This is a genomic window from Pseudoalteromonas sp. S1727 (assembly GCF_005886375.1).
In the GTDB taxonomy this organism is placed as follows: domain Bacteria; phylum Pseudomonadota; class Gammaproteobacteria; order Enterobacterales; family Alteromonadaceae; genus Pseudoalteromonas; species Pseudoalteromonas haloplanktis.
On record NZ_PNDT01000043.1, the window covers coordinates 1 to 26,214 of the forward strand.

The 26,214-nt window shown below is 41.4% G+C and carries 18 protein-coding genes; 5 read left to right on the forward strand and 13 right to left on the reverse strand.

Features of this window, described 5'->3' with window-relative positions; all coding sequences use genetic code 11:
* Window positions 1–114 precede the first annotated feature (114 nt).
* From CWB85_RS11660 to CWB85_RS11680, 5 genes are all read right to left on the reverse strand, one after another.
* A complete protein-coding gene (locus CWB85_RS11660; protein WP_138554971.1) occupies window positions 115–375 on the reverse strand; it encodes a hypothetical protein in 261 nt (86 codons plus the stop codon).
* Between the two features lie 186 nt (window positions 376–561).
* Complete coding sequence (locus tag CWB85_RS11665) at window positions 562–1,185, reverse strand: 3'-5' exonuclease (RefSeq protein WP_016708534.1); 624 nt, start codon at window positions 1,183–1,185, stop codon at window positions 562–564.
* A gap of 35 nt (window positions 1,186–1,220) precedes the next feature.
* Window positions 1,221–3,059 (reverse strand): DUF294 nucleotidyltransferase-like domain-containing protein, encoded by a 1,839-nt coding sequence (locus tag CWB85_RS11670; RefSeq protein ID WP_138554972.1) that lies wholly within the window; start codon window positions 3,057–3,059, stop codon window positions 1,221–1,223.
* Window positions 3,060–3,178: 119 nt separating this feature from the next.
* Complete coding sequence (locus CWB85_RS11675) at window positions 3,179–4,903, reverse strand: sodium:solute symporter family protein (RefSeq protein WP_016708531.1); 1,725 nt, start codon at window positions 4,901–4,903, stop codon at window positions 3,179–3,181.
* Between the two features lie 11 nt (window positions 4,904–4,914).
* Complete coding sequence (locus tag CWB85_RS11680) at window positions 4,915–5,178, reverse strand: DUF4212 domain-containing protein (RefSeq protein WP_004586074.1); 264 nt, start codon at window positions 5,176–5,178, stop codon at window positions 4,915–4,917.
* A gap of 391 nt (window positions 5,179–5,569) precedes the next feature.
* On the opposite strand from CWB85_RS11680, the gene CWB85_RS11685 reads away from it, so the two are divergent.
* On the forward strand, window positions 5,570–9,010 hold the full coding sequence (locus CWB85_RS11685) for a PAS domain-containing hybrid sensor histidine kinase/response regulator (RefSeq protein WP_138554973.1): 3,441 nt from the start codon (window positions 5,570–5,572) through the stop codon (window positions 9,008–9,010).
* 295 nt (window positions 9,011–9,305) lie between these two features.
* Here CWB85_RS11685 and CWB85_RS11690 read toward each other — a convergent pair whose 3' ends face one another.
* The 6 genes from CWB85_RS11690 to CWB85_RS11715 all read right to left on the reverse strand — a co-directional run bounded on the left by CWB85_RS11690 (window position 9,306) and on the right by CWB85_RS11715 (window position 18,485).
* Window positions 9,306–9,614, reverse strand: a complete 309-nt coding sequence (locus tag CWB85_RS11690; protein WP_016708528.1) for a nucleotidyltransferase family protein — start codon at window positions 9,612–9,614, stop codon at window positions 9,306–9,308.
* Window positions 9,604–9,990, reverse strand: coding sequence for a nucleotidyltransferase substrate binding protein (locus CWB85_RS11695; protein WP_016708527.1), 387 nt, complete (start codon window positions 9,988–9,990; stop codon window positions 9,604–9,606). Before CWB85_RS11695 ends, CWB85_RS11690 begins: the two co-directional genes overlap by 11 nt.
* A 44-nt stretch (window positions 9,991–10,034) precedes the next feature.
* Window positions 10,035–12,656 (reverse strand): DUF2339 domain-containing protein, encoded by a 2,622-nt coding sequence (locus CWB85_RS11700; protein WP_138554974.1) that lies wholly within the window; start codon window positions 12,654–12,656, stop codon window positions 10,035–10,037.
* A gap of 108 nt (window positions 12,657–12,764) precedes the next feature.
* Window positions 12,765–14,129 (reverse strand): hypothetical protein, encoded by a 1,365-nt coding sequence (locus CWB85_RS11705; RefSeq protein WP_016708525.1) that lies wholly within the window; start codon window positions 14,127–14,129, stop codon window positions 12,765–12,767.
* A gap of 198 nt (window positions 14,130–14,327) precedes the next feature.
* On the reverse strand, window positions 14,328–15,629 hold the full coding sequence (locus CWB85_RS11710; protein WP_171039011.1) for a metallophosphoesterase: 1,302 nt from the start codon (window positions 15,627–15,629) through the stop codon (window positions 14,328–14,330).
* A 69-nt stretch (window positions 15,630–15,698) separates the two neighbouring features.
* Window positions 15,699–18,485, reverse strand: a complete 2,787-nt coding sequence (locus CWB85_RS11715) for a TonB-dependent receptor (protein ID WP_138554975.1) — start codon at window positions 18,483–18,485, stop codon at window positions 15,699–15,701.
* Between the two features lie 334 nt (window positions 18,486–18,819).
* On the opposite strand from CWB85_RS11715, the gene CWB85_RS11720 reads away from it, so the two are divergent.
* From CWB85_RS11720 to purU, 3 genes are all read left to right on the forward strand, one after another.
* Window positions 18,820–19,752: a GGDEF domain-containing protein gene (locus CWB85_RS11720; protein ID WP_016708522.1), complete on the forward strand. Its 933-nt coding sequence runs from the start codon at window positions 18,820–18,822 to the stop codon at window positions 19,750–19,752.
* 8 nt (window positions 19,753–19,760) lie between these two features.
* Window positions 19,761–20,786 (forward strand): helix-turn-helix domain-containing protein, encoded by a 1,026-nt coding sequence (locus tag CWB85_RS11725; protein ID WP_158217505.1) that lies wholly within the window; start codon window positions 19,761–19,763, stop codon window positions 20,784–20,786.
* 84 nt (window positions 20,787–20,870) lie between these two features.
* Window positions 20,871–21,701: a formyltetrahydrofolate deformylase gene (gene purU, locus CWB85_RS11730; RefSeq protein WP_138554976.1), complete on the forward strand. Its 831-nt coding sequence runs from the start codon at window positions 20,871–20,873 to the stop codon at window positions 21,699–21,701.
* Between the two features lie 76 nt (window positions 21,702–21,777).
* Here purU and CWB85_RS11735 read toward each other — a convergent pair whose 3' ends face one another.
* Together CWB85_RS11735 and acs are read right to left on the reverse strand one after the other, a co-directional pair.
* Window positions 21,778–22,428, reverse strand: a complete 651-nt coding sequence (locus tag CWB85_RS11735) for a response regulator transcription factor (RefSeq protein WP_138554977.1) — start codon at window positions 22,426–22,428, stop codon at window positions 21,778–21,780.
* A gap of 97 nt (window positions 22,429–22,525) precedes the next feature.
* Entirely contained in the window at window positions 22,526–24,466 is a 1,941-nt protein-coding gene (acs, locus tag CWB85_RS11740) for an acetate--CoA ligase (protein ID WP_016708518.1), read from the reverse strand.
* A gap of 304 nt (window positions 24,467–24,770) precedes the next feature.
* Between acs and CWB85_RS11745 the strand changes: the two genes are divergently transcribed.
* Window positions 24,771–25,937 (forward strand): DcaP family trimeric outer membrane transporter, encoded by a 1,167-nt coding sequence (locus CWB85_RS11745; RefSeq protein ID WP_138554978.1) that lies wholly within the window; start codon window positions 24,771–24,773, stop codon window positions 25,935–25,937.
* Window positions 25,938–26,214: the final 277 nt, after the last annotated feature.

A 26,214-nucleotide genomic window follows, 5' to 3' on the forward strand; every position in this document is an offset into this window, starting at 1 on the left:
GACCTTGAGTTTGAATATAAGTGGTAAGGTTAAATAAATGTTTGCAATACAACCTAGATAGCCCACTTAGGTAACCAACCATACCCTAGCAACTAACTCCTAACCCTATATCCGCTAACGTTTAAATAGCTTACGTATCAGGCTACTGGTTATTAAGGAAACGATCATAATAACAAGACAATATATCACTAGCATGCTTGACGATGTAGCCAGCTCGATCACTTGATCGTTTTTGCTCAAACACAGGTTAGTCTCATAATCAATTGCACCACCGGCGTCTAAACATTGATCAGCCGTTAAAAATCCATGTAGCCACCATACAGCAAATAAGCTTGCTAAAACACCCGCTAAAGATGGCAGTAAATTATTTTTCATAGAGTAAAAAACCAACAGATAAAGTAAAATAACAGCGCCCTATAATAGCAAGCACCGTACCGAATAACCGCACTGCAAAAGCCTGTTATTGAAAATAAAAATTAATACTTATGACTTGATTTAGATGCTAATTATAGCAGCCATTCAGTGACGATAAATTGTGACAATACTCAAACCAGCATTACCTTAGAGCAACGCAGCGAGTTTTAATTGCTGGCCACGACTTATTTGATGACATTGTGCCAACAACAACTCAGCAGTGGCCATGGCATCTGTCAACGCATGATGACAACCATAATGCGGCAACCCATATCGCGCACGACATGCAGAAAGCGTTAAATCATCCAGGCCAATTTCGTGCCCTTGTTGGTGCAGACGTTTTTTTTCAATATGAAAGGTATCGAGTATCAATTTAGGGTGTGCCGCTACTCCCTTCGCTTGAAATGCTTGCTTTAAAAATCCCCAGTCTAATGTGGCATTATGAAACACCAAAATAGCATCCGCAAAGTGGCTGCTTAGGGCCGCTAAAATAGCCGTCAAGTTTTGCCCTGTAGCCACGTCTTGCTGGGCAATACCATGATATACAGGGCTTTGCTCAAGATGCCGCACATCCTTATTAATCGCATGTTGCGCTTGACTTAACTTAATACATTGATTGTCTATCAACACCCAGGCTATCGAGACAATTTCATGCTGTTTTGGATCAAGCCCAGTTAGCTCTAAGTCAATCACCAAGTAGCGCTGCGTTAATGCGTTTTCGCCAAGCAATTGCTTACGCGCAAAATAACGATTCAACCAACGTTTAACCACTTAGCTTGTCACCTTATTCATTGCAAAACACATAGTTATAAACTCCCACGGGCAAACTTAAATGCCGCAGCTTGTTGCGCCAGCTTAAGCAGATAAAACGCTTCTTTTAATTGGTGGCGTTCAAGAGAATTTAATTTATCTGGGTTAATGCAATTACTGGGTAAGCCTTCCTCGTTGATTTGTGTGCGCAAACGTAACTGAGTTAAAAATCGCCAACAGTCCTTTAAGTTATACACATCGTGATTATTTAATAAATCATGTTTCAGCAATGCATCTAAGCGCTCTTGAGTGTTTGCTCGGCGTATTCCCGCTTTTAACGCATATAAACGCACAATGTCGTTAATGATCACTACACCACGTTTTTTCAAATCAATGTATTTATGCTGTTTAGCGTCTTTTTCGAGTTTAAACTGGTTAAATAAACCAATTGGCACTGAGTTTGACTTAATATCCGTTGCCATTGCTGCATAAAATAATTCGTTGCGAGAAATACGGGTTAATTGCTCACAAAATGCAGTGTAAAGTGCTGTTGAACCTTCAATAAAACGTAAATCAAAAAATATTTTACAATTAAGCATAGCCTGCGGCGTTGGGCTTTTTATCCACGTAAAAAACTTATCACACCAATCCGATATACTCATTCGGCACAATTCGCTGCTGGCCATTATATTACCAGGGCAACGCCTAATACCGCACTCAACCAATTGCTCACAGACAAATTCCCCCATGCGACGGAAATAATCTTGGTGTTGTTCAGATAAATCATCCGGCAGTAATAAACCGTTATCTTGATCTGAATGCAAGGTTTGCTCTTCCCGTGCTTGTGATCCAAAACAAATAAAACTAAAACTGGTCGGCGCTGCGCCATGTTCTTCTTGAAATAGATAAATTAATCGAGACGTTAGCGCATCAGTCAAGCCACTGAGTAACTTACCAATTAACGAAATATCATCAATATTATGCGAAAAGCTGCGCAATAACTCGGGAACTTCAGCCGCATAACGTTTTAAATCTGTCACACTATGTGCTTTATAAATACGGCCAATAAGTTGCACCGGATCGCTCTTTTGTTGGCGTAACAAATCGGTACTGGTAATCATTCCTAACGCTTTGTGATGCTCGTCCAATACAGGTAAGTGATGAATATTATGTTTGAGCATTAAATGCAGCGCAGAAAACACCCTGTTATTTTCAAAAATAAACTTCGGTTTAGCACTCATTATTGAGCTTACGGCCTGCTGTGGGTCGACTTCATCAGCTAATACGCGATTTCGCAAATCGCGGTCAGTCACCACCCCAACTAAGCGCTCATATTCAGTAACCATAATTGATGATACGCCGTGCTCTTTCATTTTTTTTGCGGCTTGACGAATGCTCGCATCCGGTGACAAGGTCACAGCTTTACGAGACATTAGCTCTGATATTTTTCGCTCAGACCAACTGTCATTTTGGCTTTTATAGTGTGACGACAACAACCGGTTAGCATGTGCACGAACAAAATACTGTTCAAATGGTTTATATTCACGGCGCAGATAGTCAAACGCATCTTGATTGAGCATATAAACAATGCCCTCTTTTTGTACTTCTAGACGGTTTTTAATTGCCTCGCCGGTTAATAATGACGGAAAACCAAAATAGTCGCCTTGCGCTAAACGGGTTATTACATCACCTTTTGCATCCACTAAATCATATAAACCAGAGCGAATTAAAAACAGTTTAGGGGAGGCTGATTGTAGCCATTGCGTTTGGTTTTCACGGGTCAGATAAATAACATCGAGGTGTTTTACAAAGTAATCGGTTGCGCTACTATCAAGGTCGCTAAATGGCATTTGTGCTAGTACAAACTGGGCGACTTCCTGTTGCTCATTATTCATTTATCTACTCGCAAAAAACAATCGTACAATCACTGTACTGCTATCAGCGATAAATAAAAAGCCCGACTTAAGTCGGGCTTTTGGGTCTATCAATATAAATTAATAGAGTATCAGAGTTGTTAGTGTGCGTGTGCAGCACTAGAACCTTTAGGATTACGAATCCCCTCAACCATTTCTTGGATTTCAAGCGGGGTTTCTGCGGTAAACTTAGCTACAATTGCAGCAACTGCAAAGTTAATAACCATACCAACTAAACCAATACCTTCCGGTGAAATACCCAACAACCAATGCTCAGGGTTATTTAGCTCTGGGCTGATAAACTTGAAGAAGATAATGTAAGCCGCAGTAAAGGTAATACCGGTTATCATACCTAGGACTGCGCCTTCTTTATTCATCTTCTTAGAGAAGATACCCATAATGATCGCCGGGAAGAAACTTGCAGCAGCTAAGCCGAATGCAAATGCCACCACCGACGCCACAAATCCAGGCGGGTTAATACCAAAGTAAGCGGAGATAACAATCGCAATCATGGCAGCCAACCTCGCGGCGAGTAACTCTTGCTTATCGCTAATATCAGGTTTAAGTGTTCGCTTAAGTAAATCGTGCGATACGGAGGTCGAAATAACCAGTAGTAAGCCCGCTGTTGTGGAAAGTGCCGCAGCAATACCACCGGCCGCCACCAGTGCCACTACCCATGCAGGTAAGTTAGCGATTTCTGGGTTAGCAAGTACCATGATGTCGCGGTCAACGTTAACTTCGTTAGCGCTATTTGGATCATCAATTTTACCCGCTGTGTAGAACATTTTGCCATCACCGTTTTTATCATTAAAGGTGATTAAGCCTGTTCTTTCCCAGTTTTTAACCCAAGCTGGTGCTTCTGCGTATTCTGTACCGCTACCATCTTTACCGTTAATCGTATCAATCATGTTAACACGGGCAAATGCCGCAACTGCAGGTGCTGTGGTGTAAACAATCGCGATGAATACTAAAGTCCATGCTGCAGAGATACGGGTATCTTTAACACGTGGTACAGTGAAAAAGCGTACAATGACATGAGGAAGACCAGCAGTACCCACCATTAAAGCACCAGTGATGGCAAACACATCAATCATGCTCTTAGAGCCTTCAGTGTATTGTGCAAAACCAAGCTCAGCGCTTAAGCCATCGAGTTTATCAAGAACATACGCTCCATCGCCGCCAATTAATGTTGCGCCAAAGCCCGTTTGCGGGAAGAAGTGACCTGTCATCATCATAGAGATAAAGATAGCAGGAACAAGATAAGCAAATACCAATACACAGTACTGTGCTACTTGGGTGTAAGTAATACCTTTCATACCACCTAGAACAGCATAAAAGAATACGATAACCATACCAATGTAAACACCAGTTTCAATTTCAACTTCTAAGAAACGAGAGAATACAACGCCTACACCGCGCATTTGGCCTGCAATATAAGTAAAGCAGATAAAAATGGCACATAAAATTGCCACAACGCGGGCCGTTTGTGAGTAATAACGGTCACCGATAAAGTCTGGCACTGTAAACTTGCCAAATTTACGTAAATAAGGTGCTAAACACATGGCAAGTAATACATAACCACCTGTCCAACCCATTAAGTAAACACCGCCATCGTAACCAGCGAAAGAGATTATACCCGCCATTGAGATAAATGACGCCGCACTCATCCAGTCAGCAGCTGTAGCCATACCATTTGCAAGAGGTGGAACGCCACCGCCCGCTACATAAAATTCATTTGTAGACCCAGCTCGAGCCCAGATTGCAATGCCGATATAAAGCGCGAAGCTTAAACCGACAATAATAAACGTGAGTGTTTGAACATCCATTGCTTAGCTCCTTATTCGTCTACGCCGTATTTTTTATCTAACGTATTCATTTTGAAAACGTACACAAAAATCAAAGCCACAAAGGTATAAATCGCGCCTTGCTGGGAGAACCAGAAGCCAAGTTTAAACCCAAAAAAACGCACTTCATTAAGTACATCAACCAGTAATATGCCAAACCCGAATGACACGACAAACCAAACTGCTAATAATTTAAACAGCAGTGAAATGTTTTCCGCCCAATAAGCTTTTGCTTGTTCTTCATCTTTAAAAGCCATTTTTTATTTCCTCTTTAACACCGCAAAAAGTGATGTGTGTGTTTTGTTGTCTTCGTTAACCAATTTAGCAACGCCGTCTTAATATTGAATTGAGACCATAGTCGTAACATTAAGTTAACGTTTACGTAAACTGGAGATTGGCAGTTGTTAAATATAAGTAAAAAACATTATTTATCATTGTGTTAACTATTTTCGCTAGGTTATTTTCGGTATTCACCTTAGCTATGTTGCAGATCTGCGACATTAGTCTAATAGATCAGCAACTTATTAAATTTCATTTATTAATCAACAAGATAACATTAGCGGTGAAATAACTATAAAAATTGACAGCTCAAAACAAGGAAAACTTCTGGTATGGTGTGCAATAACAAAATAAAAATTGAATATATACATGACTGCTGCACTTATTTTTGTCGCTTTGGCGTACATTGGCATCTTATTTTGGTTAGCAAACTGGGGCGATAAGACCACCCCCTTAGCCAAGCGAATTAGCCACCACCCTTTTGTTTACTCTTTCTCCTTAGGTATTTATTGCACCTCGTGGACTTACTACGGCTCTGTGGGCACAGCAGCCACCAGCAGCTGGAGTTACTTGCCAATTTTACTAGGGCCTGCACTGTTGTTTTTTTTCGGACAAGGGTTTTTACGTAAACTAGTACTCGTGAGTAAAAAACAAAATATCACCACCATTGCTGACTTTATCTCAGCCCGCTATGGCAAGCGGCAAACCACCGCCATAATGGTGACTGTAATTGCCTTGCTGGCAACTATTCCCTATATCGCCTTGCAACTAAAAGCACTCAGTAACAGCTTTTTACTACTGCAAAGCGACAACAAAATATCCGGTTCAATGGTGGCGTTATCTGCCACTTTGATCATGGCCATGTTTGCGATTTTCTTTGGTACTCGCAAAGTGGATGTAACCGAATACCGCTCAGGATTAATGCTTGCGGTAGCGTTTGAATCGATGATAAAACTACTGGCTTTAGTGGCTGTAGCTGGTTTAGCTTTGTTCACTTTATATAACTTACCCAGTACCAGCGAACTACAAATTAAAAAATCGTTGTGGCAACACTGGAACAACTTTAACTTTTTGAGCTTTAACTTTATTGGTCAGTCATTAATGGCCGCCGCGGCCATTATCTGTTTACCACGTCAGTTTCACGTTACCGTGGTTGATAACCAAGACAAACGCCATTTATTTACCGCTCGCTGGGCCTTCCCGCTGTATTTATTGCTGACTGCGGCAATGATTTTACCCATAGCTACTGCAGCTATTCACCCTGAAATTGGCAATGGTTTCTCACCCGATAGTTTTGTACTGGCACTGCCACTCATGCATGACAATGTGCTTCTTACCACCTTTGTTTTTATTGGCGGTATATCCGCTGCAACTGCCATGATTGTTGTTGCAACGCTCACCCTCAGTACCATGATCTCAAATGATGTGGTATTGCCATTAATGTTGCGCCGTAAATTCAAACGTAACCTGATCACTAGCAGCTACAAACCACAAATACTCTTGGTGAGACGTTTTACAATTGCCGGTATTTTGATCTTGTCTTACTTTTACCAACAATGGTTTGGTCATGGTAAAGCATTGGCGAGCATGGGCTTAGTCGCTTTCTCACTTGTAACACAATTACTGCCTGCTATTGTGGGCGGTTTATACTGGCGTAAAGGCCATGCTTACGGTGTGTATGCAGGATTATTAGCAGGTTTGATCTGTTGGATACTGTTTTTAATGCTGCCAATACTCGATGCAGGTAACACCCTTGATACAGAGCTACAACAAACGCTGATCACCCGCGGTACTTTAATCGCTTTATTTGCCAATATAGGTTGTTACATTAGCTTTTCATTAGGGGCTGATGAGCGCTTAATCGATAAAATTCAAGCAGCCGCTTTTGTAAACCCTAAAGAGCAAGCGGTACTGGCAAGGCGTTTAAACAAAAATGTAAAAGCCACTGTCTACGATTTTAAAGTGCTGCTGCAAACCTTTTTAGGGATTCAACGTAGTCAACAAGTTCTCGCGCATTTTTCGCTTACCCATCAACTTGATGATAATAATACACACCCTGATCCTGAGTTTATCGCCTACTGCGAACGTGCTTTAACTGGCGTATTGGGTGCCTCCTCGGCGCAAGCACTTATTCACACGGTGGCCTCGGGTAAACGCATGGCATTTGAAGAGGTGGTTAACTTTTTTGATGAAACCACTCAAGCTCTGCAATTTAACCAGAACCTACTCTACACCTCACTAGAAAACCTTAGTCATGGTATTTCTGTTGTCGATAAAGAGCTAAACCTCGTAGCATGGAATAAGCGCTACGCAGAAATGTTTAGCTATCCCGCGGGATTTTTAGAGGTAGGCCAACCAATTGAAGATATTATTCGTTATAACGCAGAGCGCGGTGAATGTGGCCCAGGTGAAATAGAACGCCAAGTAGAAAAACGCGTACAACATTTAAAAAATGGCAGTTCGCATCACTTTATTCGTCATCGTCGTAATGGCTTAGTGTACGAAATGATAGGTAATCCACTGCCCGACGGCGGCTTTGTAACCAGCTTTTCAGATATCACTACTCACATTGCCACACAAAATGCGCTTGAAGAGGTCAATATGGATCTGGAAAACCGCATTGAAGCCCGTACCCAAGAAATTCGTACCATCAATAAAGATCTTGAAGCGCAAATAGAAAGCCGCGTCCAAACGGAGCAAGCACTCACTTTAGCAAAACGTGAGGCAGAACAAGCAAATGACAGTAAAACCCGCTTTTTAGCCTTAGCCAGTCACGATATTTTACAACCCCTCAATGCCGCTCGTTTATACCTTGCTGCCATTGATGAAAAGTCGCTGACTGATAACAATATTAATAACTTTGAAAAGCTCGGCGCCAGTCTCGATTCAACGGTACATTTAATGTCAGCATTATTAGAAATAGCCAAATTAGAGCAAGGTGCAATGGCTCCTACCCCACGTCACTTTAGTATTGATGATATTCTGGCACCACTGCGCAACGAGTACGCTATTTTATCCAGTGAAAAAGGCCTAAAGCTCACGGTTCGCAGTGCACAACATATTGTCCACAGTGATATCACCTATCTGCGACGAATTGTACAGAACTTAGTATCAAATGCGGTTAAATATACCAATTCAGGTAAGGTGTTAGTGGCGTGTCGTAAACGCAAACATCACCTTCGTATTGAGGTTTGGGACACAGGTCCCGGCATTAGCGAGGTAGAGCAAGCAAAAATATTCAACGACTTTTACCGCGTGGAAGCCTCTGACAATAAAGGTGTTGGTCTTGGTTTAAGTGTGGTTAAGCGCATGGTTGACTTACTCTCAATTCGTTTAGATGTGCGCTCAACACCACAAAAAGGCAGCTGTTTTAGTATCGAAATACCTTATGGTGAGAGTCAGTTTGTACAACAAAAACTGGCAACCAACAGTTTGTTTGAACATCGCTCTGCGATGAATATTATCGCCGTTGATGATGACCCTGAAAACCTCAATGCCATGGCAAGCTTATTACAAAAGTGGCAGGCTGATTATCAGTTATTTGACCAAGTAGAAAGCGTGCTGGAATACGCACAAACGCACAGTGCACCGGATGTTATATTAATGGACTATCAGCTTGGTCACGCACATGACGGTATTAGCTTAATAAAAGCCTTACGGGAGATTTGGCAAGCCAATGTGCCCGCTATCTTGATCACCGCAGTGCGTGACGTAGAGCTAAAACAGGCCACAAAAGCTGAGGATATTCATTACTTATCCAAACCAATAAAACCAGGGAAATTAAAAGCACTGCTGAATCACAGTAAGTGAAAATTTTCAAAGGGATATATACCCAAGCCACCTCAAGATGCGAGCGTCGTTGGAATTAAAAGCGGTTTAGGCAAGGCATTGATTGCAAAGAATGGTGATTCCCTTGTTAAAGTCAATAACGCAGTATAAATCGCTTTTAAACCAACCCGCTGGGCGTTTCACAGGCACTTACTCTCATCGTTGTTCCTTCTTAAAAGGGACTGATTCTTGCAAAGTAACGCCTTGATATTAAGCACCTGTGAAACGCTGAATTCTGCATATTGAGGTGGTTTGGGTATAAACGCCTCTTAAGTATTTATAAATACTTAAGAGGAATAAGATCATCACTAATCGCATTATAAAAATCAGGCTTTATGGCGTTTAGATCTATCACATCAACTAGGTAGGGTAAGTTTGATTCACTAAACGCATTTTTAAGTTTAAAAATAACGGTGTGTTCAATTACTTTGTTTTTAGCTTTTAAGGCCAAATCTAGATCAGAATAAGTTCTAGCAGTATTTTTAGCTCGAGAGCCAAATATATATACATCTATTCCTTTATCACTTAAATTTTGCTTTTGTAAACAATCTTCTATGATTTTTAAGTGTTGCTGTTCAATCTGCATTTCTACGCTCAAGCTCTGCTAACAGGTGACTGGCATCGATAAAAAAAGCTTTTGCAGCTTGATAGACCTTTTCAGCAACCGCTTCATCATAGGTATGGGAAGTTGTGTTTCGCGCAATATGGTATTCAAACCAAGGAAGAGGGTCATTTATTAGTTGCTTATCAGCGGCTAATCTAAATAAATCTTTACGACTTAGTGGCGCGAGTGTTTCAGCGCCCATGTCTTCAACTAAGTAACGGCGGAGCATCTTCCAAGCAAGCTCATAACTGTATTCAAAACGCTGAATAACACTATCTCGAATAAATTCATTTTTGGGTTGCTGCAACGCCAGTTCTAATGACGAAAGTGCTTTACCAAATGGTGTTAAAATTAACATATCAGCCTCAATTATTTTTTACTAGTTTAATACAGCCAAGCAATTTACCCAAGCACATCTCTATGGTTAGTCTTACTCCTGAGCTTTTGGAACAACCAGCTCAAGCCCACAAGCGATAGCCCTAACCCAATAAATGATACCGCTTTGAGTAAACCAGTTAGGCTTGCCATATCAATTAAAAACACTTTCACTATCACCGCGCCAAGAATGCCTAAACCAACTTTTTGTAACAGCAGCTGCTGTTTCAAATGTCCTGCGACCACGACCAACGCACCCAGTATTAACCAAATGATCGAGTAACTGTATAGCTCGGCGTCACTGGTTGCTTTATCAAGGTAAATAAAGCCACCCTGCCAGTATTGGCGGATCAATGTATTGATTGCCAATACTGCTAATAAACCAGACCCAAGTAGCACTATTTGGTTCAATTTAACATTTAAAGGTTTAACTAAACTTGCTAACCACGCTACCAGCAGGCTCGGGGCTAACCAGGTGAAAAGCAGCCAGTTAAATAACGGCGTTTCCCCTACATATAGACGTACTAATAACGGATTATCATGTAGTGTTGTGTTTATTAACAATAAGCCCGCTAACCCAGATAAGCTCAGGCCGGCTGTGCGGTATAGCTTACCCAACTGCCCAGCAGTTCGTGCACGATATAAATAAACGCAACCCAGTGCAAGCCAGTTACAGCTAAGTAATACTTGCTCATAAAAGCTTAGAGAAAAAAGCTGAGGATAATGCCCAACCAATTGATAGCTCGTTTCGGTAGTGATAAATAATGCCAAACAATGCAGTGCAGCGCCTTCTAGCCATATTTTCATCTCTGTTTGTTGCCATTGTTTGGCAGCAAAGCAAAACAATCCAATAGCAATGGGGTAAACCACTATGCTCCAGTGTAATGCTAAAAAGGTTAAATCGGTATCGTATACCCATGGCGCAAAGGTTAGCCTTGTAAGCACCACGGCGACTAATACTTTAATTGGCCAGTGCGGCATTGGCACTTTGTGACGTTTAACGAGAAAACTAATAACCAACACTTGAATAGCCAACGCAAGCGTTAAACCACTATCGGCAAGTAACATAGTTAAACACAGCGTAATGTTGGCATTAGCACCAAGCCAATAACTAAACTGTTGCCATTGTGTGCGAGCAGCTTGCGCACGCTTAATGAGTACGCCACTGCCCAGAAGCAGTATTACAGTCCATAATGAGTAGGCTACCGCTAAATCTTGCGCTGGGGTTAAAGTGTAAAGCGTAGCAATGAAGGTAAACATACTAAAGGCGGCCACTAAGTGAAAACTTAAACGTTTGTAGTAACGCGCGCCAAAATACAGCCCGTATAAACAAAAACCAATGCCGAGCAATAAACCAAGTCCATAGATATTTTTGAATATGAATAAATGGTCGTGGCTATCGATGTGATAAGCGTGTTGACTGACTACCAGCAATACGGCAATTAACAGCGCTAGACCTTGCCATAGATCCCAACGGCTATTTTGCAGCACTAAAAATAGCAGCATAACAATTAAACACAGCAGCACAATTTGCCATTGTACACTTGCCATAGAGATTACTATGGTGATCAATAATGGCACCACAATCGCTAATAATAATGGATGATCTGGCTGTAATTTTAATAACCGCTTTAAACTATGTGGCCGATATTCCAATAAACGCAGGGTTAACCCTAAACGCATCATCGCGATTAAACCAATAATTGATAGCAGTGCAAAACCACCTACTAACCAATATTGAGTCGGCTTTATGACACTCAGCGCTACCCAATACCAGCCAATATGCCCTGCCCAAAGTAAATACCACAACCATGGCCGTTTTACCTTTTGTGCCACTAACACTGCTGACAAAGTCACCAAGCCAATATACATCAATAATGCCACTAAGTTACCGCTACCAGTATTCACCCAGATTGGCACGCTGTAAGCACCAACAATACCTAACACAGCGAGCAATGGTCCTAAGCGCAGTGCCATAGAACTTGCAGCCAGAGCAATAATAGCCAGCATCACAAAAGCAACTGTTGGGCTTAACATCGCATAACTTGAATAGGCAAGCAGGGTTAAAGCAAAGCAGCTAATAAACCCACCACCTGCCAACGCTGCAGGAACGTAGTTATTAAACCCTTCAAAAACAATACCTTTTCGATGTAAGTATTCAGCCCCTGCAATTAACGTAACACCAAATAAACCACCCAATGTGAGTCGTAATGTTGGCGATAATAACCCCGCATCTAAGCTATATTTCGCTAAAAAAATCCCACCAAAGGCCAACGCGACACCGCCAATCCAGGTCATCCAGTTTTGTTGAAACTGAGTTTTTAATTTATTAACAAAAAGATCAATAGCGGAAGGAGAAGATGGTTTTTCGCGGCCAGTGACTGTTGTTTGCGTTATGACTGCATCTTGTTGTTTAACGACATTGACATGCTGTGATTGTACTGGCTCAACGTGCGATTGTACTGTTTGTGTTGCACTGTGAGCTTGTTGTTGACTGCTCTTGTGAGCTATAACTGCCTGTAGTTGTTTTTTTAAAAGTACAACCTCTTGCTTTAACGTACTGACTTTAGTTAAAGCAACTAAACCTGCAATCGAGCCTGCAACCACAACTAACGATAAAATGACTATGAGCCCTATGACATCATCCACTTTTTCAATCCTTGACTACTTTTAATAGTTCCTTATAGCGTAAAGTGTATTGAAAATATACCCAAAAAATCTCAGCCTCACCGCGACAAGGCTGAGATTAATATCAGGCTATTCTACCGAATCAGTAACGGTACGTTCTAGCGTCATTTTATAACCTGTGCTACTTGTTTCATCATGCTCAAGAATTAAGATGTAATTACCTTCTTGGCTAAAGTCCATATCCCCCTGTTGCATCAACACAATTTGCTGGCCATTATCTTCATAAAGCACATAGGTAGTATAAATTTCATTATCAACAACTTGGTCTTCTTGGTCGTATTGATCAATGCCATCAATAATATTTTTCGCATCATCAACCGTTTCACCATTGAGAGTAAATACTACATCAACGTTACTAATTTCTTGTCCTGCGTAACTATCTAATAAGTTAACAACTGTTACTTTATGACTGTAGCTACTCGGGGTTAAGCTTTCTTTCACCGTCATCATCCGTGGACCGTAATCTTTGTCATTATAAAAAATGCCAACATTGCTTTGTTCACGCTCAAGAGTCAGTAAAAAGTTATCGACAATTTTGCTACCTGTTTCATCTAACATCGCAATACTGTAGCTGTTAGGATCAAGCTCAATATAGTTAGAATACGTATCGTTAGTTGTTACATCTGTGGTACTGGCTTGTGAGCCTCGCGTTGCACTAAAGCTAACTTGTGAATAATCATCAATGGTATTGATAAAGCGTAATTGCCCCTGCGCATTCTGGTGCTTAAGTGCAGTAACACTATTGCTTGAAGTAACAACATCAAGGGTAATACCGTTTTCTTCGGTGGCGTAACTTGGGCGGATCATCACTACATAGCTTGCCTCGTCATTCAAATACACGGTGGCTGACTCAAACAACACATCTGTGCTACCACTTTGCGTTAAATACAAGGTGTAATAACCCTCGTCAAAGCTTTGTAACGCTAACTCATTTAAATAAGTGGGAGAAGCAATAAGTTCTGCAGTCTCAAATAAGCCATCATCATTTGCTAAATACACGTCGAAACTCAAGTTTTCGCCAACGATATTAAAAAAGCCTAAGTTAGCTGACCCCTCATCACCGCCTGTAGGCACACTTAGTTCACTGAATGTCGGCTCTGAAAAATCGCCATTCATTACCCACAGCTGGGTCATATCATCTTTGACCGTCACTGTTTGCTCGCTGATCGTAATATAGCTGTCATTTGCATCTACATATTCAAAGCTTACATCGTAGCTATTAGTGCTGTAATTATGGCGCGTCGTTACATCACCAAAATCAGTACCCGAACGCTCAGCATCATCAATGAATAAACGCGTGTATGGGCTATTATAAGAGCCATTATATAATTGAATGTAACCACTTTGACTCGAGCTTGAATCGTCACCCGAACACGCAGTTAGAGTTGCAATTAGAGAAGTTGTTAGTGCAGTTTTAAATAAAGGGCCTTGCATGGAATCAATTCCTTATTGTTAATAGTTTGAATTCGACCCTTAACAAAAAGAATAATTCCATGATTTACAAAGCATTACCTCTGCTTACAGTTATTTACGAATTCGTAAATAACTGTACAAATGTGCAAACAATGCACACGTTTAAAGTCCATAAAACAAACAAGACCCTGCACTAGCAGTGCTGGATTATTGTGACATTTAACGAGTACGTTTAGCGAAGCTAAAATGGCCTTCTTCTATAACTTTACCACTTAAATCTCGCGGCGTAGTATAAAAGCTTACACCCAAATTATTTGCTTGATTATCAAGATTAATATGGCTAAACCCCCAGACAAAACTTTTTGACCACAGCAAATCATACTCAGGGTATTGGCGCTCTTGATACTGTGCAAATGGCGTATGTGTGCCACGCATTTTTGATGCAGCTCCTGAGATGATCAGCGGTAATTTACCAATACTATTACCTGAATCGAACTTTGAGCAATCATCGGTAAGTAACTCTAAATCATGCTCGTGGCCAGCAATATAGCCGTCAGCATACTTACATAAGGTTGGCATCAATAACTTACGAAGCACATGACCTTCGCTGTATTTAGTGCCACCTATAGACCATAAAATATGGTGGCCATAAACCAACTTCCATTTCGCTGTCGAACTTGCAATACCTTGTTCAAGCCACGTAAGTTGGGCTAAATCTTCACCATTTTGAGGCCCTTCATGTTCATCATGAATTTCAAGTTCAGCTGTGCCATTTTCTATCGCTTGTTGTAAATCGCCTTCGCTGCCATCAGGGTTAAGCGGTACTTCATAAAAGGTTTGTCCTGCTAACAACATATTGGTATCAAGTACAAAAAATTCAACGTCGTTGCCCGGTTCACCCATTTTGTAGCTGTAATAACCATTTTCGTCCATAAAAAAATTCGGCTGCTGTGCCATCCACTGGGTTTGCAATGCCACGCCTTTACGCGAGCTTTTCCAATCGTGATTACCTAATGCTGAATACACCACCAAGTTAGGGTCTGCTAGAAATAACGGCTCTAATGGCGCATAAACAAGATCATATAAGCGCTTCTGATCGTCTTTGCCATCATCGGCATCGGCGCCATCTGGGTAAACGTTATCACCCAACTGAATTGCAAATTGGCAATTTTTGCTTTCACATAACTTAGCCATTGCGATACCAACAGCCTGCGCACCACCTTGCTCCGTAGCAATATCAGTATCTGGGTAAATATAAATAGGCGCATGATCAAATTCATCGCGCGGGCGATAATCTTCTAACCAATCAGCCAGCTCTGCTGCTATAAACTGCTGTTCATTTTTAGGATTGCTGATGTGCTTGGTTTTGGGATAGTCAACATGGTAACCACCATCTCCAAACGCTAAAAATTCAATATTACTCACAGCAGCTGTTGGTGTTGCATCTGTTGTTTTAGGCGTACAGCCAACTGTGCCAAGGCAGGCGCTAAGAGCAATGCATAACGTACTTAATTTATTCATAATTCACTCAACAAAAGTAAGCCTGCAATATCAAGCAGGCTCACTGTAATAATATTTAACTAACTGATGCTATAAAGAAGAAAAGGTAAAACCTAGCTCAAAGGTACGTCCATAAGACTCATACTGATAGTTGTAAAGCTTATCACCATGATACAAGTACATAGGCTCATCGGTTAAGTTAGTAGCATTAAAGTACACATTCATAGTGTCGTTGAAATAGTATTTACTGCTAAAGTCCAACTGCATGTGACTATCTTCATAAACCGCCATATCCGCATCATCAAATTGGTAGCTTTCACTTTTATATGATGCGCTTAAACGCGTACTAATGGCATTATTTTCATAACCAACAATGATATTAGCCACGGTATCAGCTTGATTAGGTAGCTTATCATCAGCATCAATAAAGGTACCATTTGCACCAAGCACAAAGCCTGACTTAAAGGTTTTATTCCAGTTAAGCTCTATACCCGTTAATGACGCTTTGCCACCATTCACCATTTGTACTACTTCATCAAAACCATCCCAGTCACCGTTATCTTGTACTTCTTGTTGAATGATGAAGTTGTCGATATCTTTATAGAAAATGCCCGCCGATAACACGCCTATGGTGCCTGGGTAATATTCGATTGACGCATCTAAGTTCATTGATTCATAAGGGTCTAAGTCAGGGTTACCAACCTCAGCTTTACGCTCGGTTACTTGTACGCCATCCTCTTCACTGGTTTCTGTTTCAATTAGCTGATATGCCGCTGAATCACTAAACGTGGGACGCGCTATCGTGTTGGTATAGGCAAAGCGCGTGACCAATTTATCACTCATGTTATAGCGTAAATTTAGGCTAGGTAAAAAATAGTCGTAATCTTTGCTTACTTGCCAAGGTGTGGTGGTAACCGTTTCAGTATCGTTAATATCATCAACCACTAACTCAACCTGATTGCCGCGAGTCTCAAATTGTGTACCTTCATAACGTACACCCGCAACAACATGTAACTTATCGATATCCATGCTGATCATTGCATAAGCGGCGGTAATATCTTCACTACTAACGTAGCTTTGACCATCTGATTCAACTTGTGACTCGTTACTATTGAAAGCAAATGATTGTTTATTTTCAGCTACAAATTTTTGCAGCGCAGTGCGGTTTAAACCCGGGCCAAAGTCACCTAAGTCATAATCTGGTACAGGTGCGGAGAAATCACTTGCTAATGCTCCTGAAAAATCACCGTCATAAATAGCAACGCGCGCATCATTGCGCTTTTCTCTGTTTTGCTGTTTAAAACCAAATTTAAACTGACCATTATTATTTTGCCAAACAAAATCACGGCTGAAATCGATTTTAAAACTGATCTCTTGATCATCACTAACGTTATTCATCGCCTCTATTGTATCTAACTCAAATAGGCTTAAGTCATGAGCATCCGCTGATTGGCTAAGTAACGGAACATCAACTTGAGCGACATAACCTAAATCAAACCCAGAACCTGTAAACGCGGTATCAAGTCGATTTGGTTCTTTTTCTTCAGATTTTGAATAGCCGACATTATATTCGATAAACCAATCACTTAATTGATTCTCACCACCTAACACCATACTTAAAATGCTTTGCTCTTCATAACGATCTTTGGTGTTACGTGACATTTCCGCATCAGTGAAGCTAGCACTGCTCACCGTGCTTGCTAATTGCTTACCATCGCTAAATTTATACTCGTTTGATAGGCGATACTCATCATCCGAAAAGTCACTATACAAGGTGCGTAAGTAATATTTATCTGTTGCACCACTGTGCAGGTCTAAATTAAGGGCTGCACCTAAACGCTCGCGTGTAATTTGGTAATGGCGTTGTTCAATTTCTTCTGCACCAAACATTTCAAAATCATCACCAGTCGCAGCGTCTTCAACTTCGAAGGTACTCCAGCCACTTCCAGTTTCAATATTACGCGAACCAAATTCACGTTTAGACCATGAAACCGCTGTAGCAACACCTAAATCAAGGCCATTATCTAACTGGTAAATATTGGTGTAACTGCCCGATAACTTAGGACTCGTTTTAGATTCTAGCTCGTTATATGAACCCTGCGCGGTAAAGCTATAGCTTTCACCCGCTCTGTCAAAAGCACTCAAGCTTTTCACTTCAATCGAGCCACCAACAGCACTAGCATCCATGTCTGGAGTAACTGTTTTGCTCACTTCTAAACTTTGAATAAGTTCACTTGGTAATACATCCATCGCCACTGAGCGAACACCTGCCTCAGGAGAAGGTACATTTAAACCGTTGACGGTGACGTTATTGAGATTAGGATCAATACCACGAATACCCACAAAACGTCCTTCACCTTGGTCGCGAGCAATAAAGATCCCAGGTAGACGTTGTAGTGCTTCGGCCGCATTTTGATCTGGGAATTGACCAATCGAATCGGCACTGACTACTGACTTTAAATTATCAGCATTTTTTTGTCGGTTAATTGCCCCAGCTTGCCCTGCACTTTGGCCATAAACAATAATGTTATCGATGGCCTCTTGTTGCTCACCAATAATAATTTGCTGTGTAAACACCTGCGAATCCACCACCGTTATTTTTTGTTCTACTGATGGTGCGCCAATGTAGTCAACCACTAAGGTGTACTCACCCGCTGGCAATTTATTAAAAGAAAAAGAACCATCGCGGTTACTCACTGTATTGAGGTTTAACTCTTTCACCGATACTTTCGCACCACCAAAGTACACACTTTGGCTGGCATCTGTAATACGACCTTGCACACGACCATCAGCTAATGCAGGTGTTGCATATAAAATTCCACAACACGCTAATGCAATACTCGACTTAATAAAAGGTGACGTTTTAAACGGGTTCATAATTGTTCTCTTGGTTGCTGCTATTGATTATGGTTTTTGTTTGCCAATACGTGGCTGGAGCAACACCCTAAGGGGCAATCATGAAAGAAATATGTCAGTCCCTAACGCAACACTGTAAATTCGTTGCTATTAGGTTTTTTTCAACACTAAAATAATCCCAAATGAGCTAATTCGACCCCCTGCCAAGCGGCATTATTTGACTAAAAGACACGGTGTTTAGCTAAATAAATCACCCATGGTAAAAAATATGTCATCACTGTGAGCTAATCTGACCCTAGTGGTAATAAAGCAGTTTGCTTATTCTGCCAATCAGACATGACCTATCGAGCTCAACATGAATTTATCGTTTTTAAAATTACACCGCTCATTACTACTTATCTTTGTTGTAATGCAAACCAGCGTATTAATCCTAACGCTCAGCTTTGGCCAATATAAAGGCCACAGTGAAGTTGATTGGTTTGATGTCGCAGGTGAAGGTGGCATTACTGCCATGACCCTAGTGTGGATATTTTTTATTCTACTTAGCAGGCCTAAAGGACGAGTTACCAACTTACTATTCGCAGGCCTTGCGATTATGAACCTATCTATGACATTAGATTTTATTGACGAATTTGTCAGCTACAGTGATGAGCAAGCTTGGCTTAGCACTATTGAATCAATTCCCGCCCCTTTTGGCATGATTTTAATGACTATCGCGCTCTATCATTGGCATCAAGAGCAAATGAGTATAAATCAACAGCTGCGCAACCGAGAGCGCTTCTACCGGGAGCACCAACTCAGCGATGCCATAAGCGGCCTTGCCAGTGCCGATTATATGAAAAGCCAAATCAACCGCGAGCTGAATTTATTGCATCATAGTCAACATGGCTTTTCATTACTGATGCTGGATATTGCCCAATTTGATCGCTTTAATCGCCAATTTGGCGATGCCGAAGGCGATAAACTGCTACAAGAGTTTGCGCAAGTGATCACCCTCAATGTCCGCGAACAAGATTTAGTCTGTCGTTACGCCAGTGACTGTTTTATCGTTATGCTGCCTAATACACAACTTGCGATAGCTGAACAACTGAGTTCATCTATTGTCGGCGCATTAGAAGCATTTTCGTTTAACAGCAGCGATAGCACCCTAACTTATAAACAAAAAGTACATACGAGCTTAGTGGCTGCGACAAGCGCAGATTCTACTTCTGGGTTATTAAGTAAGTTACATCAAGGGCTGCTAAAAAATAAGCACTTGCACGAATATTGTCATGAGCAAACTGCGTGAGTACAAACGTGAGTACAAAACTAACTGATGTCAGTTATATCGATACCCCTTGCCAAGGCTTGCAGTCGTGGGCAGCACAGCTGGCTGATTTAGCAAAACACCGTGGCATACACCCAGATAAATTACTCAAAGGCACTAAGTTATTTTATCAAGACTTTGCCGCTGGAACCGCCATAATTAGTGTTGCGCAGTTTTATCAATTGCAAGAAAACTGCCGCCAATTTGATAACCAACACCAGCTTAGTTTTTTACTCGGACGAAAATTGCTCAATAACAACCCGCTATATAGCGCATTTTCGCAGGCGGAAAGTTTATGCTCATTACAAAAAATCCTGATACGTGCTCCTTTGCATGGCTTCAATTTATTTAATGCAACACATAAACATCATCAAGGCCGCCATTACTTTATTATTAACCTCAGCTTTGGGGCAATCAATACCCTAGTTGAGCAGTTTTGCTGTGAATTATTTGCCAGCTTTATAGCCGCAACCTGTAAATGGCGAATAGGTAATAACAGTGACTTAAGTTTTTCGTTTCCCTACCCTGAACCCAAACATATAGAGCAGTATCAAACGAACCTGCAAGCCAATTGCAAGTTCTCGCAACAGTTATTTATGGTCAGTGTCAGTGATGAATTGTACAACAGGCACTTAATCGACAGCTGCCCAAGCTTACTCCAGCAATCTTTAGCATCTATTGGGCAACAACCCCTGCCCGCGAAACCATGGCTACAGGCTGTGCGAGAGTATATTACCAAACACCCACAGCAAAACCTCGAAACCGTTGCCCACTATTTTGCAATGAGCCCAGCCACATTTAAACGCAAACTCAAGCAGCACCACACTCGCTTTAGCACCTTACAAGATTGCATTAACCGCCAAACAGCAGTGTTTAACCTCACCACTCTTGCCCAAAGTAACGAAACCCTCGCAAGCACACTGAATTTTACTGACCTAACCAATTTTCGCCGCGCATTCAAACGCTGGACTGGGACCACACCTAGCAACTTACGTTGTCAACTTAAATCAATGTGAGTAATACTCTATTAAAAGCCCTTGCATTAGTAGCAAATTAACAAATAATGGGAGCTTAGGTTCACGGGATTTGAATGAGGAAACATGAACACAATACTAACTACGCAATGTGCCGATGATGTAGGCTTAATAGCCAAGATCACCGGACTTTGTCACGAGCATAATTTAAATATTACTCGCAATAATGAATTTGTAGATAAAGACGCACAGCGCTTTTTTATGCGCACTGAGTTAACTGGCGTCCCAGCACCGGACTTTTTAAATCAATTACATGCTTTGCTGCCTGATGGCGCGCAATTAGCGCTGCACACTGACGAAAAAACCAAAGTAGTGCTATTAGCAACTAAAGAAGCGCATTGCTTGGGCGGCGTATTACTTAAGCAGTTTGAGCAAGCACTGAATATTGAAGTACTTGCTGTGATCGCTAATTACCCTGATCTTGCACCGCTGGCGAAGGGTTTTGATGTACCGTTTCATGTAGTCAGCCATGAAGGACTGTCACGCGCTGAACACGACCTGCAAGTGGGTGACTTAATTGCCAGCTACAACCCAGATGTTATTGGCCTTGCTAAATATATGCGAATTTTAAGCCCTGAGTTTGTTGGTCGTTTTGACGGTAAAATCATTAATATCCATCACTCATTTTTACCGGCATTTATCGGCGCTAAACCGTACCATCAAGCATTCGAACGTGGTGTAAAAATCATTGGTGCAACAGCGCACTTTGTTAATAATGAGCTCGATGAAGGGCCTATCATCATGCAAGACGTGACACATGTGAATCATGCAAATACTGCAGAGATGATGACTAAAATGGGTAAAGACGTTGAAAAAACCGTATTTTGTAAAGCGCTACAATTAGCCTCTGAGCATAAGCTATTTATTAATGGCAACCGTACCGTGGTGTTTAGTTAGGTTTTATTCGCGAGTAAAAATGAAGAGGCCTATAGCCTCTTTATTTTTATTATTCAACGCTCTTACATTGTAATTATTATGCTTGCTCAATCGGTTCGAGTTGTAACTTGGCTGCAATGAGCACTGCTTGAGTACGGTTATACACCCCAAGTTTACGGAATATTGCGGTAATGTGTGCTTTGATTGTTGCTTCTGAAATATGCAGTTCGTAGGCAATCTGCTTATTCAATAAGCCTTCATGTAAATATTGGAGTACTTTGTATTGTTGTGGGGTAAGTGAGGCAACTTGAGCGGCAATTTCTTTATCTTCGTTTGTTATGCTCGCCACTTTATCTTTTAGTTCGCCAGGTAACCATACATCACCATCGAGTATTTGATTAATTGCACCAGCAATATCATCGGATGATGACGACTTAGGAATAAATCCCATCGCCCCGTAACTCATGACCTTTGAAACAATATTAATATCTTCACTACCCGACACTACGGCAATGGGTAAACTTGGGTAATCTTCGCGAATGCGAATTAAGCCGTATAAGTCGCCACTACCTGGCATATGTAGGTCTAGTAGTAAGATGTCTAAATCTTCTTGTTCGCTTAGCACCTGCAGTGTCGTTTCAAAATTTTCAGACTCGAAAACGTCTAAATCGTCAAACTTTGCAGTTAATGCCCCTTTTAGTGCTTCACGGAATAACGGGTGGTCATCCGCTATTAAAAACTGACTCATGGTTCACTCCTAATGAATTCGGCTGCCACCTATCTAATAGCTGACAGCCGATATACTACGTTTAGAATCAACTTCTAATCAAGTTTTTAACGCATATTTAACGATTTAATCGGTTTTCAATTAATTCATCAACCACACTTGGATCGGCAAGTGTCGAAGTATCTCCTAACTGCTCGTGCTCATTTGCAGCGATTTTACGTAAAATACGGCGCATAATTTTACCAGAGCGCGTCTTAGGTAAACCCGGTGACCATTGGATCATATCAGGCGATGCAATTGGGCTAAGTTCTTTACGCACCCAATTACGTACTTCTTTGGTTAATTCATCACTTACCGTTACACCTTCATTTGGCGTAAGGTATACATAAATGCCCTGACCTTTAATATCGTGCGGGTAACCCACCACAGCGGCTTCAGCTACTGCTTCGTGAGCAACCAATGCGCTTTCGATTTCAGCTGTGCCCAGACGGTGACCAGATACGTTAAGTACGTCATCAACTCGGCCTGTGATCCAGTAGTAACCATCTTCATCGCGACGACAACCATCCCCTGTAAAATAAACACCAGGGTATGCTGAGAAGTAAGTTTGTTCAAAACGTTCATGATCGCCGTAAACTGTACGTGCTTGTGATGGCCAACTATCAAGAATGACTAAATTGCCGTCAATTGCGCCTTCAAGTGTATTACCTTCTGCATCATAAAGTGCAGGCGCAATACCAAAGAATGGACGTGTTGCTGAGCCTGGTTTCATATCAGTCGCACCTGGTAATGGTGTGATCATAATGCCACCAGTCTCGGTTTGCCACCAGGTATCAACAATTGGGCAATTGCTCTTACCAATATTCTCGTAATACCAAGACCACGCTTCAGGGTTAATTGGCTCACCAACTGAACCAAGTACACGTAAGCTATCACGGTGTGATGTTGCCGTTGGCTCATCGCCTTTAGCCATCAATGCGCGAATTGCAGTAGGTGCAGTGTATAAAATAGTCACTTTATGTTTATCAACTACTTCACCCATACGCCCTGCGGTTGGGTAGGTTGGTACACCTTCGAATAATACTTGTGTACAACCGTTTACTAACGGGCCGTATGCAATATAGCTGTGGCCTGTGATCCAGCCTACATCGGCACTACACCAAAAAATATCATCTTCTTTTAGATCAAATACATATTCATGAGTCATAGATGCATAAACTAAGTAACCACCCGTGGTATGTACAACACCTTTAGGCTGACCCGTTGAGCCTGACGTATAAAGAATAAACAGTGGATCTTCTGCATTCATCGGCTCTGGTGCACATTCAGCAGCTTGATCAGCGACTAAATCATGCCACCACACATCATGCTCATGCCACTGTACGTCGCCACCTGTTAACTGATGAACAACAACGTGTTCTATCGTTGTTACTGACTCTTGCGCAACCGCTTCATCAACATTGGCTTTTAGTGGCACTGTATTACCTGCACGACGGCCTTCGTCAGAAGTAATAACAATTTTAGCGCCAGAATCTTTAATGCGGTCAGCAATTGCTGATGGTGAAAAACCACCAAATACCACAGAATGAATCGCCCCTAAACGTGCACATGCTTGCATAGCATAAACAGCTTGCGGTGACATAGGCATGTAAATAGCAATACGATCGCCTTTTTTTACACCGAGTTTTTTCAAACCATTGGCAAATTTAGCCACTTCGTCATGTAATTGCTGGTAAGAAATATGTTCGCTTTGTGAAGGGTCATCTCCCTCCCAGATCAGTGCCGTTTTATCAGCTTTGGTAGCAAGGTGACGGTCAATACAATTGTATGACGCATTAAGTTCGCCATCTTCATACCAACGAATATCAATATGACCTTTATCAAAAGAGGTGTTTTTCACTTTGGTATAAGGTGTTGACCAATCGAGACGTTTACCGTGTTCGCGCCAAAAACCTTCTGGATCATCAATAGATTGCTTGTAAAGTGTATTATATTTATCGTTATCAACTAAGGCTGCATTCTTGATATGTGCAGGAACTGGATAGATACTTTGTGACATACTCGTCTCCATTTTAATTACTTGCCTAAGGCCTCCCCCAAGGATCACTCAGCATAGCGAGTGAAAGTATTAGACCTTAGTTGTATTATCTTTGATTTATTTCTATGTACCCATACATACTTTCAAATATTAATATTTTGCACTATTAATACAAGGTGTTAATGATGAAGTTACGTTACAAGATACCTTGCCACCTTAGTCTAATAGACCAATAGGTAATTGAGTAAAAATCATACTTAATCAAAAGTGGTATCACAACATAATTACAATAATGCAACAAGTAGCCCAGAATAGGATTTTGACTATGACAACTAAAGCAACACTATTAAAGACACTTACCGCAACTGCCGTATTGTGCGCACTAACAGCAACAGCTCAAGCCGCAACTATCGGTGGAACTGATGTTACTTATGGCGGTTATGTAAAGCTCGATGCAATGTGGAGTGACTACTCTGACGGAGTGCCCGCAGGTGGTAGTATAGGTCGTGATTTTTATATTCCTAGCACAACACCTGTAGGTGTCGATGTTGATAGTGATCCGGTATTTGATATGCATGCCCGTCAATCACGCTTTTTCTTAGGCACTGCAACTAAACTAGACGATGGAAAAGAAGTAAAAACCAAAATTGAAGTCGACTTCATTGCATCAGCCCCTGGTGGTGATGAGCGTGTAAGTAATTCATACGCACCGCGTATTCGCCAAGCATTTATTACTTATGATGGGTGGTTATTTGGTCAAGCTTGGTCAAACTTCCAAAATGTGGGTGCATTACCAGAAACTTTAGATTTCATTGGTCCTGCTGAGGGCACCGTGTTCGTTCGTCAAGCACAAGTGCGCTATAGCACTGGCAACTGGTCTTTCTCATTAGAGAATCCAGAAAGCACTATCACCACTCAAGGTGGTGCACGAGCAACGATAGATGACTCAACACTCCCTGATTTTACCGCACGATATGGGATGAAAGCTGATTGGGGTGAATTTGTTGTTGCAGGCCTTGCACGCCAACTTACTTATAAACAAAATGGTTTAGATGCCGATGAAACTTCATTTGGTATCAGTGCGTCAGGTAAAGTTAACTTCGGCGAAAACAACCTCAAATTTATGCTTACTCAAGGTAAAGGACTAGGTCGTTATATTGGTGTTAACGTTGCTCACGGTGCTGTATTAAATGGTGATGAACTTGATGCAATTGATTCGACATCAGGCTTTATTGCATACCAACAAAATTGGAATAGCCAGTGGCGTTCAACATTTGTTTATTCATTCTTTTCAGCGGATAACAACACCGACTTATTGGCCATTACCGGCGACCCAACAAAATCAAGCCAAAGCTACAGTGCTAACATTCTTTACTCCCCGGTTAAAAAGCTTACCTTTGGTGCAGAGCTGAAACACGCTGAGCGTGAAGTAGAAAGCGGAAATGATGGCGATATGGATCGCTTACAGTTCTCTGTAAAATACGCATTCTAAACGAATAGCACATTTTATTACTTCCTTAAGCGGCCTAGGCCGCTTTTTTTTGCTCCGCAGCCTTTATCTGACGTTCTCCACTTAAGCTACAAACATAACGATTACGACTCACTGAGCAACTTATACCAATCGACTTAAATATTTAACCATTCTAGCGGGCTAAATAAAGCGCTAACTGCGTTATAAATTTTTCATGTACGACTGCATGGATGCAGGAGGTAGAGCAATGCAGGAGCAATTGCCGAGAACAACTACATGTCAAAATTTATGCCTTGTT